This window comes from Armatimonadota bacterium (genome assembly GCA_036504095.1).
GTDB lineage: Bacteria > Armatimonadota > DTGP01 > JAKQQT01 > JAKQQT01 > DASXUL01.
Genome location: DASXVS010000071.1, coordinates 105,601 through 118,944 on the forward strand (window position 1 = coordinate 105,601; position 13,344 = coordinate 118,944).

A 13,344-nucleotide genomic window follows, 5' to 3' on the forward strand; every position below is an offset into this window, starting at 1 on the left:
GTAAGGAGGAGTCCGCCCAGGGGCATCGAGCGGTACTGGTTTTCGGTTATGTGCTGCATTATCTCCTCCTTTGCAGAGGGCTGTGGGCTGAGGGAGGAGGGCTGAGAAAGGAATCACTCAGCCCTTCCGCGCCTCAGCCCTCAGCCCTATCGAATCACTGCAGGTCTTTGGCGCTTCCCTGCTCGCCCTTCTTGAGCCAGCTCATCATGCCGCGCAGTTCCTTGCCGACCTTCTCAATGGGGTGCTGCGCTTCGGCGCGGCGCATCGCGTTGAAGGAAGCCCGGCCGCTCTGGTTCTCCAGGATCCATTCCTTCGCGAACTGCCCGCTCTGGATCTCCTTCAGGCACTTCTTCATCTCCGCCTTGACGCCTTCGTTGATGATGCGGGGGCCGCGGGTGAGGTCACCGTACTCCGCCGTGTCCGAGATGCTGTAGCGCATACCAGCGAGGCCATGCTCGTACATCAGGTCCACGATCAGTTTGAGTTCGTGCAGGCACTCGAAGTACGCGCTCTCCGGCTCGTACCCAGCTTCAACCAGCACCTCAAATCCTGCCTTGGTCAGCGCCGTCAGCCCGCCGCAAAGCACAACCTGCTCGCCGAAAAGATCGGTTTCCGCCTCCTCGCGGAACGTAGTTTCCAGCACGCCCGCCCGCGCCCCGCCGATGCCGGCCGCCCAGGCCAGGCCGATCTCGTGCGCATTGCCCGTCGGGTTCTGGAGTACCGCGATGAGGCACGGAACGCCGGAACCTTCCGTGTATGTACGCCGGACGAGGTGCCCCGGTCCCTTCGGGGCGATCATGAAGACGTCAACATCGGCCGGCGGAACGATCTGGCTGAAATGGATGCTGAAACCGTGCCCGAACGCGATGGCCTTGCCGGCGGCGAGATTGGGGGCGATTTCGCTCTTATAGACGGCGCCCTGGACTTCATCGTTGATCAGGATCATGATCACGTCGCCACGCCTGGTTGCCTCCGCCACGCTGACGACCTCGAAGCCGTCGCGCTCGGCCTTCACCTGGCTCTTGCCCGGGCGTAGCCCGATAATCACGTTGCAGCCGGAATCGCGCAGGTTCTGCGCGTGCGCATGTCCCTGGCTGCCATAGCCGATCACCGCGATCTGCTTGCCCTTCAAAATGCCCAGATTTGTGTCTTCTTCGTAATAAACCTTCGCCGCCATGTCTGTAAGATCCTTTCCTGCGATCAGTGTACCAACCGGGAGGCTTTAGCGCCGTCCCTTGCTTTTCCCGCCTGCCAGGTAGACGATAGTGCCCACCAGGATCAGGCCAACAAAACTCTCCACCTGATGCGTCTTAACGTACGCGCGCACCGGTTCCAGGAACGGGGCATTGCCCGCGCGGGTGGCAACGGCGATGGTGTAGCCAACGCCCAAACCCACCAGGAACAGCAGCGTTTCACGCAAAGCAGATTGCATCTAACGGCCCTCCAGCATCGGCGCCTGAATCCCGCGCTCGCCATACGCCGTCGTGGCGCCGCGAGCCATGACGATGGCTCCCGTCCGAACCGTTTCCTTGATACCATACGGGTGCAGGAGACGCTCAATGGCGTCAATCTTGTCCGGTTCGCCGGTCACTTCGAGCGTGAACGTGTCTTCGGGGCTCATGTCTACGATGTTTGCGCGGAATACATCGGCGATCTGCATGATTGCCTGGCGCGACTCCGGCGGCGCCGAGACTTTCACCAGCGCCAGTTCGCGCTGCAGCACTTCCTTGTCCGTGTAGTCCGCGACACGAACGACATCTATGAGCTTGTCCGTCTGCTTGACGATTTGCGCCAGGGTCTGGTCGTCGCCTTCCGCTACCAGCGTGATGCGGCTCACGGTCGGATCGTTGGTGATGCTGACAGCCAGCGAGGCAATGTTGAATCCGCGGCGCGCGAACAGGGACGCCACGCGGGCAAGCACGCCCGGCTTATTCTCGACCAGTACGGTTATCGTGTGTTGCATATTGCTCCCATCTTGACAGTTGCCACGGACCGGAAACCCCGTCCCAGGCGCCCGACACTGAGTTATCACTCCACCCACGTGTGCCCACAATCCAAGCAGCGGTGACGCATGACCTTGACGCGGCCGACATCGCGGTTCCAGTCCACGCGATTGGTGCGGTACATTCCTATGGTGCCAAACAACATGGTGCCCAACGCCGCGGCATCGGATACGATGTCAACGGCGGTCGATACCCAGTCGTTCTTCCATTGGCGCTCAACGTTTGTACCCGCGCACATCGGGCAATGGACGATCGGAGCGGTATCCATAAACGGCACGCCGCTTACCGGCAGCGGCTGCACCGCCACATTCCGAGTCGCGAAACACGTGTTGCACATCTCCTGCCGCTCCGACACGATAAACGGTATTTTCCGGTGGCACACCGTGCAGTAGCGCGGGTTGAACTCGTCCTCCGCCGTCCATTCATCGGACTCTGATTCCGCCTTCGGCGTCAACGCAGGCAGAACCTCTTGTTCGGGCGCTCGCAACGGCTCATACGTCCGGGACGATGACGGGGCCCCTTCCGCTTGAAGCGGTGTCGGTACGTCGAAACCGGGCGGTTGCGCCGTTTCCGTCCCCGCATCCGGGGCCGGCCCAGCCGGCCCCATATGCCTGTCGATGTCGTCCCAGGAATTCATCCGTTATCCGGGGATATTGGCCTTGTCCAGATCCCCTGCCTCCAACGCCGTCGGCGCGCGCAGAATCATGTTGTGCACGGTGCTTCCCGCGGGAATCATCGGAAAGACGTTTCCCTCTTTCAGAACCTGCATGTCGATAACCGTCGGCCTGTCCGTGATATTTCGCGCCGCCTCCAGCGTGCTGACCACGTCCTCCGCCTTGTCGCATCGCAAACTTGCCGCGCCGTACGCTTCCGCCAGCTTCACAAAGTCCGGAGCCTGCTCCATATCCGTTTCACTGTAGCGTCCGTCGAGGAACATTGCCTGCCATTGGCGCACCATTCCCAGGAATTTGTTGTTCAAGATCAGGATCTTGATGGGCAGTTTATTGACCACCGCCACGATCAGTTCCTGGATGCACATCTGAATGCTGCCGTCGCCGGTGATGAGCCAGACCTCGTCGTTCGGGCACGCGAACTGCGCGCCGATCGAGGCCGGCAGGCCGTAACCCATGGTCCCGAGGCCGCCGGATGTGATGAACTGGCGCGGCCGCTTCACCTTGTAGAACTGGGCGGCCCACATCTGGTGCTGCCCCACGTCGGTCACGACCAACGCATTCCCGTTTGTCGCCTTCCAGAGTTCGTCCAGTACATATTGGCTGTGCAGGGCGCCGTCGTCGCGCGGGTAGTCGAACGGGTGCTCCGCCATCCAGCCTTCAACGCGATCGTTCCAGACGGAGCGGTCGCGCAGGGCAACCGCCTGCACCAGCGCTCCTGCCACAGCCTTCGCGTCACCCAGCAACTGCAGGTGCGGGTTCTTGACCTTGCCGAACTCGGCCGGGTCGATATCGGCGTGGATGATGGTCGCGTGCGGTACGAATTCGTCGATTTTGCCGGTTACACGGTCGTCAAAGCGCGCCCCGATGGCGATCAGCAGGTCGCAATCCCGAACAGCCCAGTTCGAGGCCACACTGCCGTGCATTCCCAGCATACCCAGGCTCAGCGGGTCGGTTTCGTCGAAAGCGCCCTTGCCCATCAGCGTCGTGGTGATCGGAATGTTGGTCTTTCGCACCAGCGCATCGATTTCCGAGGCCGCTCCGGCGTTGATGACGCCGCCACCCACATACAGTACGGGTCGCTCCGCCTTGGCGATGAGCTCGGCCGCCGCGTCAATGCTCTCCGGGTCGACCGGATAGTCCACGGTATAGGATCGAGGACGTGTGACGACCTTTTCCGGGTCGTAATCGACCTCGGTCAGCAGCATGTCTTTGGGGACGTCGATCAGCACCGGGCCCGGGCGCCCCGTGCGGGATATCGTGAAGGCCTGCGCCACGGTATCCGCGACCTTGGTGGCATCCTTGACCAGATAGTTGTGCTTCGTGCAGTTCATGGTGATGCCGGTCACGTCCGCTTCCTGGAAAGCGTCCTTGCCGATCATCGGGGACGCCACCTGTGCGGTGATCGCCACGATCGGCGTACTATCCATCAAAGCGTCCGCGAGGGGTGTGACGAGGTTGGTTGCGCCCGGCCCGGACGTCGCAAGGCAGCTGCCAACGCGGCCGGATGCCCGGGCGTAGCCTTCCGCCATGTGCCCGGCGCCCTGTTCGTGCCGGACGAGAATATGTGTTATGCCCGTGGTGCCGTAAAGCGCGTCGTAGATCGGCAACGCCGCGCCGCCCGGATATCCGAAGATGATCTCGACGCCCTCGCGCTTCAGTTGTTCCACCAGGGCCTCGGCCCCATTCATCTTCATAACTCGCTCCGCTCCCAGTTCCGAGTTTCGAGTTCCGCATTCCGAGACTCGGAACTAGGAACTCGGAACCAAAAAGAAAAATCCCCCCGTCCGCTTTGGGACGAGAGGTTGCTCGTGGTACCACCCAAGTTCGCCGACCCGCAAGCGGGCCTGCCTTGTTAAGACGCCATATCGGTGGCGACTACCGGGGAAACCTACTTTGCCGCATCCACTCTCACTGTAGGGCCGGCCTCCATGCCGGTCTTCCATGAGACAGGCAGAGACGCCTGTCCTACTGTGAGCGTTGTGCGGTGTTCAGAATCCCTGCTCCGAGGCGAGCGTTCAGCGGTGGGTGGGACCGGTTCTCAGCTTCAGCCCGGCTCTCTTTGCCGCGCCCGTCCCGCTTACTTCTCCTCATCAACGCGTTTTATGCAATTGTTCGTATCATACCGCACAATCCCCCGCCGCGTCAAATCGGATTGTTCTGCCGGGCGGTGCGTGTCCGATTCAACGAAGGCTCTTTGCGCCATCGGCTGAAGCCGACGCCTGGTTGACGAAGCCGGTTGAAACCGGCTCACCTTGAGCGCCGCAGCGCTCTCCTAATTCTTGCCGGATTTGAGGAGCGGCAACGGCCATCGTTCCCGATCATTCGCCGGAGAAAGCTCTCAACGTCACGCCCTCCGCTCCTGCCGGCGCTGCCGGATGACGTTGAACAGAACCGCTAGAAGAACGATGCTGCCGACCACGGTCCCTTCCCACTCGGAGGGGTTGCTGAGCGAAGGCATCAGGTTGATGCCGCTGAGAATGATCTGCAACAGGCAGGCGCCGAGGACCGTTCCGACGATGCTCCCCTGCCCTCCCATCAACGACGCGCCGCCGATGACCGCGGCGGCCACGGCATTCAACTCGTAGCCGTTGCCGGCGGAAGGATCGCCCTGGCGGTTGTACGCAGCGTAGAGAAGACCCGCCAGCCCGGCCAGAAGGCCGCTGCTGCAATAGGCGAACGCTTTGGTCTTGAAGATGCTCACGCCGGACAGTCGCGTGGCTTCCTCGTTGCCCCCAACGGCGAACACGCATCGCCCGATCCGGCTCCGCCGCATGAGCAAATCGTAAGTGATCGCGACAACGAGCATCACGATGACCGGAACGGTGGTCGCCCACGGATGCCCTTCGAACAGGAGGCCGTTGCTGAGGAAGTTGAACGCATGGAACTGGCTGTCCGGCAACTGGACCGGAACGGCGTGCGTGTAAAGCTGCGACTGGCTGCGCAGGATTACCAGCGTGCCGAGGGTCACCACGAACGGCGGCATCTTGAGGAAATGCACCAGGGATGCGTGAAATACTCCCACCAGCAAGCTCATCACCAGTACGCACACGACAGTGATCGCGAACGCCGCAGGAAAAGGCATCCCTTTGGTGATCTGCGTGAACAGAAGCCCGGTCAACACTCCGTTGAACGCAATCAACGACCCGAGGCTGAGGTCGATCCCTCCGGCGATGATGACCACGGCTTCGCCGATCGCGAAGATCGAGAGCAGCGAAATCTGCCGGCTGAGATTCTGGAGGTTGCTCTGGCTGTAGAACTGGTCCCGCGCTCCCGAGAAGAACAGCGCCACGCACAGCAGGACCACCGCGAGGAGGACGCTCGTTTCCCGCGATCCGACGAGGCCGGCGAGGCGGCCGCGCGGTTTCGTGCTGGACGGGGCGGTCATTGGTTACCACCCGTGTCTCGGCTCGCCCCATCGGCTTCAGCCAATGGGGCGATCACGGCCCCCGACTTCGGTCGATGGAGCGAAACGCGGCGCTGCGAACCAACCGGCGCAGTAGGGAGGCGCGCCATCACGATGACTTGATGCCCAGTTTGTTGAGGTCGGCGACGAACTTATCCACGTTGTCCTTCGTCACAACGGTCACGCCGGTGTCGATGACGCCGTTTGCTGGCATTTTCAATTCCGCCTGCGCGGCGGCCAGGCCCTTCCGGTTGATCTCGGTGAGGAACTGGATACCCAGCGAGCCGAACTTGTAAGGTTTCTGAACGATGGTGTAGTCCACCTGCCCGGCTTTCAGAGCATCGATGGTACCCGGTTCAAGGTCGAAGCAGAAGATCTTATACTGCGCCCGCTTGTGTGCGCTCTGCACGGCCGCGACGATCGCGGGCGGGTTGTATGCCCACACGCCGAGGAATCCCGCGACCTTGTCGCCATACTTGTTGATCACGTCTTCAACGTTCTTGCGCGCCAGCGTCTTGTCCGTCCGGTCCTCCATGACGGCAATGACCTTGATGCCGTGCGGCTCAGTGACGCTTCGAAAGCCGTTAACCCGCTCAGTTGCGTTCGCGGCGCCCTTGTTCCCCACGAACGCGACGATGTCGCCACCCTTGGGAAGGAACTTCAGCGCCGCTTCGCCCGCCGCTTTGCCGGCCTGGAAGTTGTTCGTGCCGATGTAAGCCAACCGGTGCGAGGCCGGTGAGTCGGAATCGATGGTGATGATCGGCACGGGTGGCTTGCCCTTCATCATCAGTTCGTTGATGATCGGCTCAAGGGCCTCCGGATCCATCGCGGAAACCGCGATGCCGTCAACGCCCTTGGACACTGCGTCTTCCAGCAGGCGGCGCTGCTGCGGCACTTCGGACTTGTCCGGCGCGTTGAATGTGGCTTCCACGCCCAAGGCGCGCGCCTCGTCCTTCATGCCGGTGCGCGCCGCTTCCCAGAACGCCGACTGCGCGTTGGATATAATCTGGAATTTGAGCGGGCCGCTGGGCTTGCGCGGGGCTTCGAACAGCTTTGTCACCTCGGCGGACGGGGGTTGCGCGGCGGCGGGCGGTTGGAGGTCAGCGGCCGGCCCCGATCCTCCCGCCCCGCTGCCGGCAGGGGTGGCGGTCTTGTTGCCGCAGGACGAGATGATTGCGGCCGATATCAGAGCCAGGCCAACGGAAGACAAGTGGCGCAATGACACGCGGAACATCGGCAGTCTCCTTTGCTCGATCAATGTTGCCGTCCCGTGACGGCGTGGAGCACGGTGTATACCGGCCGGACACACAGAAAGCGCCGGCGGCTTGATAGAATCATGCCCCCGGCGCCCTCTCAAAGTAAAACTGTGCGAACCGAACCGGACATTCAGCCGGCCTGGCGCAGGTATTCTATGTAGTGCGGGAGCCCTTCTTCCATCGTGACGGCGGGTTTCCACCCCAGCACCTTCGCCGCCAGGCCCGCGTTCAGGATGCTCGTCTGCATTTCGCCCTTGCGCGCTTCCGCATACACCGGAGGATCACTCACGCCGGCAGCCTGTGCGAGGATTTCGTACAGGCGGTTCACGGATGTGCCCACGCCGGTTCCGATGTTGAAGGTGCCGCCGGGGGCTTCCACCCCAGCGAGACACGCTTTCACCACGTCGCTGACGTGTACGTAGTCCCGGACCTGGGAACCGTCACCGAACACGGTGCAAGGCTGACCGTTCAACAGGCGTTTGCCGAAGATCGCCACCACACCCGCCTCACCGTGGGGATCCTGGCGCGGACCGTATACGTTTCCGAACCGGCACACGGTTCCGGGAAGGCCATTCGCGTGATAGTAGTGAATGTAGCGTTCCGCGCACAGTTTGCTGATCCCGTAGGGCGCGATCGGCATGGGCGGCACGGTTTCAGGCGTGGGAATTTCGTCCACATCGCCGTACATTGCGCCGCCGGTGGAACTGAACACGAATCGCTGCGCGCCCGCGGCCAACGCGGAGCGCAGCACGTTTACGGTTCCGTACACGTTGACATGGTTGTCGAAGAGCGGGTCTTCAACCGATCGGCGGACGTCCATCTGTGCGGCGAGGTGGAAAACGGCTTCGGGCGAGAAATTGCGCATGATAGACTCGACGGCGGGATCCCGCACGTCCACCGTCTCAAGGCGCACGTCCTTCGGCAGGTTGGAGGCTTTCCCCGATACGAGGTTGTCGATAACAACCACTTCCGCGCCCTTGGCGCGAAGCGCGTCAACAATATGCGAGCCGATGAAGCCCGCTCCGCCGGTTACTACGGCTCGTTTGATAGTCACGATCTGATCCTTCCCTGAACTCTCGATGGTCCATCGCTATTCTAGCACCGGGATCAATAACGCATAGGATGCGGCGTACGTGATTAGTGCTCGTGGTCATGCGCGATGACGTGCTGGTGGGGGTGAACGTGGACCAGGCCTTCGTGCTCGTGGGCGTGAGCGTGAACGAGATTCACCGAGAGCAGCAGTTCCGTATCGGACAGAATATCAATCGCATCGCGGTCGGCGACAAGGGAGTGTTCTTCGCTGAGCACGAGCGCGCGGTCGGCCAGGTGCGGAACGAGGGCCAGGTCGTGCGTTGCCGTTACGAGGGTTACGCCGGCCGCCGCCAACTGGCCGAGCAGATCCAGCAATACATGCTGGCTTCGAGGGTCCAGCCCTGCAGTTGGTTCATCGAGCAGGAGCACCGACGGGCCGACGGCCAGGAGCGAGGCCAGCGCTACTCGCTTTTTCTGCCCGGCGCTGAGCGTTTGCGGAGGCCGGTCGCGGAGATCCTCCAGATTGAGCAGCTTCAGCGTGTCCTCGATGCGAGTGCGGATTTCATCCTTCGGCAATCGCAATTGCAGCGGCGCAAACGCGATTTCCTCTTCCACCGTCGGGCAGAAGAGCTGAGCGTCGGAGTTCTGGAACAGAAAACCGACTTCCTTGCGAAACCGGGGCCCGAAATCAGACTGTTCCAACGCCTGTTCGGTCAGCGCCGCGCCCATCACCGTGATGCGCCCTTGGGTGGGATAGTACAGACCATCCATCAGGTGCAGCAGGGTTGACTTGCCGCTGCCGTTCGCGCCGAGAAGGACCACTCGCTCACCTGGCTGTACGTTGAACGTCACGCCGCTCAGGCTTTCGGGGTATCGCGGATATGCGAAATGAACGTCTTCGATGGAATAGAGTACCGGCAAGCGCATCACCTCAGCAGAAAGAGGGCCGAGCCCGCACCCAGGACGGCAAAGAGAAAAGCCCAGTCGCGCATATGAAGCGGCGGATCGTCCAACAGACGCACTTCGCCCGTGTACCCGCGCGACAGCATCGCCAGATACACGTTGTTTCCCAACGACTGCGTGCGGCGGAACAGCGAGCCGACCCCGGCGCCCACCCAGGCCTGTTCCTCACGCAGAGTGCCCGCCGAGATGGAACGACTTCGCTTGGCGAGGTGAATCTCCTCGGCGACATGCAGCAGAACGAGCAGATAGCGTTCCATCATGCTCAGCAGCATCACGAACAGGCGCGGCGCGCCGATGGCGCGGAGCCCACGGAACAGCCGGTCCGGGCGGGTGGTCAGGGTCAGCAGTAGCGCGAGTGTCACGCAGACGGCCGTGCGGAGCACGAATCTTGCCGCAACCACGAGCCCTGAATCGGTCACGGCCAGATAGGGCGGCAGATGCCAAGTCCCAGGCGTCAGGAGTCCCGGCCGTACCAGGATCCACACCGGGTGGCCCGGGGTCACTGCGTTCAGGGTGGCGGGCAGGATGATGGCCGCGGAAAACAGGGGGATGGCGAGCAGCACGCGCGCCACGCGTCGTGCCGGTATCCGTGATGCCGCCGCCAGCAGCAGGCAGATCGCATACGCCCCCGCAAGAGTTTCCGGTCTCCGAATGAGCGTCGCCACGATGACCAGAGCGAGAATGCCGACGACCTTGGCGCGCGCGTCAATGCGCTGGAGCAGTCCGCCCGCTTCGGAGATCTCCCGTCCCGACGCCATTTCGGCGACCAGGGAACCGATGCCGGCGATAGCCTTTCGGAGCGGTCCCGACGATGCGCCGGCCCGCCGCTCAGTCCTCCGCGGAAACGGCGACTCGGTCCATCTATCAGCGCCGGCCTGAGGCGCCAGCCACTCCGGTATCGCAGCCATCGCGCTCCTTCCCTCTCATCAGTTTGCCAGCAACCGCGGAGAGCAGCCACAACAGGCCGATTCCAACGAAAGCCGATACGATGTATGATAGGCTCAGCGCGAGCAGCGGCGCCGATTTCTGACCCGGCAGCGCATAGTCCGGCAGTACGGAATGCCAGCGCCCTTCCGCGCCGGCCAGGCCGGACGGGACGTAGCCGGCCATCTTGCCGATTTGCTGCGCGCTCCACTCCCCCCACGCGGAACCACTGCCGAATCTCGCGGGTAGGTACAGTCCAAGCGGTGTCAGAATGGCCAGAACCGTCAGAGCGCGGATGAGCCGACGCTCCAGCGGCACGCCCGCGTCTGTTGAAGTACGCTCACGGGTGGGTATCAATTCCGGCGAAGTGCGCTGGAAATACGCGATCACGAGGCCCGTAACCAGCCCTTCCACCACTCCGAAAACGAGCAGATGCTCTACCGCCATTGCCGGGATGGCGACTTTCAACCCGAACGGGCTGTACAGGGCGTGACCGGCTGCATCGTGCGCCAACAGCGGCTGAATACCGAACATCACCGCCGCGGAAAGCGCGGCGGCGTTCAGTCCCACGTAACCGCCGGCGGCGCCGGCGATAGCGTGCAATCGCGAACTAGCCGGCGCCTTTCCCGATATCAGGCGGTATACCCCCCACCCCGTGAACGGCATGATCACGGCCATGTTCAGGCAATTCGCGCCCAAGGCCGTGATTCCACCGTCACCGAAGAGAAGCGCTTGCAGGATCAGCGCGAGGCTCACCGCCACCATGGCCGCCCACGGGCCGAGGAGAACCGCCACCAGAACGCCGCCCACCGCGTGTCCGGTCGTCCCTCCCGGAATCGGGACGTTGAACATCATGATGAGAAAGGTAAAGGCGGCCGAAAGCGCCAGCATCGGCACCTGGCGGTTCCGCAGGGTTTTCTTGAGCTTCGCAATCGCCGAGGCCCAGAATCCCGCCATCACCACGTACGCCGGAACGTACGTCTGCGGCCCAAGATAACCATCCGGAATGTGCACGCGATATCCCTCTCTCACCACGACCATTCGCCGGCTCTGCGTGCCGGGCGTTCCTACCCCTCCTCGATAATCCACACCCCCTGCGACGCCAACTCATTCGTTCCGCCAACCGCTTTGCCGCTGAGCAGTTCCTTGCCCGCGGGAGCCGACACTTTCACAGGCGCCGGACCGTGGTTGACGACGAAGGTGAAGGTCTTGCCATCCTTCACCCTCTGCCCCACTTCCACGCCCGCCGGTACGTCCAACGGCGCTTGAATGCCGCGCGGACGGAACGCGGCGTTCAGGATGTAACCGCGCCCCTCGGAATCCAGGTCGGTCCCGGCGTACCACGCCTCGCCTTGACCGAACCCGTTGCGCGTGATGGCGGGCTCGCCCTTGTGCCAGCCTTCCGTATAGGAAGCAACGCTTTCCGCGGTCTCCAGTTTCAATCTCTCGACCGCCACGCTGCAGGTGAACGGCGCCGTGAACGTTTCGGCGTCGATGGCCGCTTCGGGAGCGTGAAGCCACGCTTTCTGGACATCGTTTGGCTGCATGGGGTCGATTTCCTCGTTCCAGATGCCAAAGAGTTTGCGCAGCGGGCCGGGATAGCCTCCCAAGAAAGCGAGGTCGTTCTCGTTCACGATGCCGGTCCACAGGCTCCCGATAACGGCGCCTCCGCGCTGTGCGATGCCCTCCAGGTTTTGCGCCACGCCGGGCCGCACCATATACAGCGTCGGCACGATCACCACGTCGAACCGCTCGAGGTCGGCGCTCGGATTCACCAGTTCCACCGGCACGTTCATGGCATGCACCGCCGCATACCATTTCTGCACCTGGTCGAGGTATCGCAGATCCTTCGTTGGACCCGGCGCATGTTCTTGAGCCCACCAGCATTCCCAATCGAACAGGATGGCCACGCGGGCTGGCACCGTCGAACCGATCAACGTGTCGCCGAGCGATTTCAACTCCGCGCCCAGCGCTGCGCATTCCCGGTAGGTTCGCGTTTCGTCGCTGCCGGAATGGTCCACGAATGCCCCGTGGAATTTCTCGAAGCCTCCCTGCCCGCGGCGCCATTGGAAGAACATCACGGTGTCGGCGCCGTGCATAATCGCCTGGTAACTCTGCGCGCGCATCACACCGGGCGCCTTCAGGCTGTTGCGTTCGCCCCAGTTCGTCTGGTCCGGCGTTTGCTCCATGAGCATGAACGGCTTCCCGTCCTTCAGCCCCCGCATCAGGTCGTGGCGCATGGCCGGCAGCCATATGGGGTCGGTCCTCTGCGGGTACGAGTCCCACGAGACGACGTCCAAGTGCTTAGCCCACGCGAAGTAGTCCAGAGGTTTGAATGTGCCCATCAGGTTTGTCGTGATCGGCACGTCCGGTGTGATAGACCTCAGGATGTCTGCCTCGCCGCGGTAGCACGCGAGGCAGCTTTCGCTTTGAAAGCGGTCGTAGTCCAGCAGCATTGCCGGCACGCTCTGGTCACCGTGCTCGGTTGGAGACTGGATTTCGTCCCAATCCGTAAAGGCGTGCGACCAGAACGCCGTGTACCACCTGCGGTTCACTTCGTCCAGAGACCCGTACCGTTCGTTCAGCCACTCGCGGAAGGCCTGCGCGCATTTCTCGCAATAGCATTGCGGGCCGTATTCGTTGCTCACATGCCAGATGGCCAGCCCGGGGTGCTTCTTGTACCGCTCCGCCATCTTCCGGGCGAGGCCCTGGGACAGGCGGCGGAAATTGGGGCTGTTCGGGCAGTAATTCTGCCGCCAGCCATGCTTCCTACGCCGGCCGTCACGATCGACCGGCAGGACATCGGAATACTTGGCGGACATCCAGGCCGGCTGCGCGGCGGTGGACGTCGCAAGGCAGGAATAGACCCCGTTTTCGTACAACAGATCCAGAATCCGGTCGAGCCAGCCGAAGTTGAACTTCTGCTCCTCCGGCTGCAGCTTGACCCAACTGAAAACCGGCAGCGTAGCGATGTTCACGCCGGCCTTCTTCATGAGGCGGACGTCGTCTTGCCATACCTCTTCAGGCCACTGGTCCGGGTTGTAGTCTGCGCCATACCAGATGCACGGCAGTTTCGGGTTTATCATCGT

General features: G+C 62.5%; 12 protein-coding genes. All 12 read right to left on the reverse strand.

The window, feature by feature from the left end; all coding sequences use genetic code 11:
- Positions 1–154: 154 nt before the first annotated feature.
- The 12 genes from ilvC to VGM51_16060 all read right to left on the reverse strand — a co-directional run bounded on the left by ilvC (position 155) and on the right by VGM51_16060 (position 13,341).
- On the reverse strand, positions 155–1,177 hold the full coding sequence (ilvC, locus tag VGM51_16005) for a ketol-acid reductoisomerase (GenBank protein HEY3414542.1): 1,023 nt from the start codon (positions 1,175–1,177) through the stop codon (positions 155–157).
- A 45-nt stretch (positions 1,178–1,222) separates the two neighbouring features.
- Positions 1,223–1,432, reverse strand: a complete 210-nt coding sequence (locus VGM51_16010; protein ID HEY3414543.1) for a hypothetical protein — start codon at positions 1,430–1,432, stop codon at positions 1,223–1,225.
- Entirely contained in the window at positions 1,433–1,963 is a 531-nt protein-coding gene (ilvN, locus tag VGM51_16015; protein ID HEY3414544.1) for an acetolactate synthase small subunit, read from the reverse strand.
- A gap of 65 nt (positions 1,964–2,028) precedes the next feature.
- Complete coding sequence (locus VGM51_16020) at positions 2,029–2,640, reverse strand: hypothetical protein (GenBank protein ID HEY3414545.1); 612 nt, start codon at positions 2,638–2,640, stop codon at positions 2,029–2,031.
- A 3-nt stretch (positions 2,641–2,643) separates the two neighbouring features.
- Positions 2,644–4,371 (reverse strand): biosynthetic-type acetolactate synthase large subunit, encoded by a 1,728-nt coding sequence (ilvB, locus tag VGM51_16025; protein ID HEY3414546.1) that lies wholly within the window; start codon positions 4,369–4,371, stop codon positions 2,644–2,646.
- Between the two features lie 650 nt (positions 4,372–5,021).
- Positions 5,022–6,062, reverse strand: a complete 1,041-nt coding sequence (locus VGM51_16030) for an ABC transporter permease (GenBank protein ID HEY3414547.1) — start codon at positions 6,060–6,062, stop codon at positions 5,022–5,024.
- 127 nt (positions 6,063–6,189) lie between these two features.
- Entirely contained in the window at positions 6,190–7,314 is a 1,125-nt protein-coding gene (locus VGM51_16035) for a sugar-binding protein (GenBank protein ID HEY3414548.1), read from the reverse strand.
- A 152-nt stretch (positions 7,315–7,466) separates the two neighbouring features.
- Positions 7,467–8,390 carry an NAD-dependent epimerase/dehydratase family protein gene (locus tag VGM51_16040; GenBank protein HEY3414549.1) on the reverse strand — a complete coding sequence of 308 codons (924 nt, stop codon included), beginning with the start codon at positions 8,388–8,390 and terminating at the stop codon, positions 7,467–7,469.
- An 83-nt stretch (positions 8,391–8,473) separates the two neighbouring features.
- A complete protein-coding gene (locus tag VGM51_16045; GenBank protein HEY3414550.1) occupies positions 8,474–9,295 on the reverse strand; it encodes an ABC transporter ATP-binding protein in 822 nt (273 codons plus the stop codon).
- The gene (gene cbiQ, locus VGM51_16050) at positions 9,295–10,239 is read right to left on the reverse strand and encodes a cobalt ECF transporter T component CbiQ (protein ID HEY3414551.1); all 945 of its coding nucleotides are present in this window, start codon (positions 10,237–10,239) and stop codon (positions 9,295–9,297) included. Before cbiQ ends, VGM51_16045 begins: the two co-directional genes overlap by 1 nt.
- Positions 10,196–11,344 (reverse strand): cobalt transporter CbiM, encoded by a 1,149-nt coding sequence (gene cbiM / locus VGM51_16055; GenBank protein ID HEY3414552.1) that lies wholly within the window; start codon positions 11,342–11,344, stop codon positions 10,196–10,198. The genes cbiQ and cbiM overlap by 44 nt, the downstream gene beginning before the upstream one ends.
- Positions 11,323–13,341: a beta-galactosidase gene (locus tag VGM51_16060; protein HEY3414553.1), complete on the reverse strand. Its 2,019-nt coding sequence runs from the start codon at positions 13,339–13,341 to the stop codon at positions 11,323–11,325. Before VGM51_16060 ends, cbiM begins: the two co-directional genes overlap by 22 nt.
- Positions 13,342–13,344 lie beyond the last annotated feature (3 nt).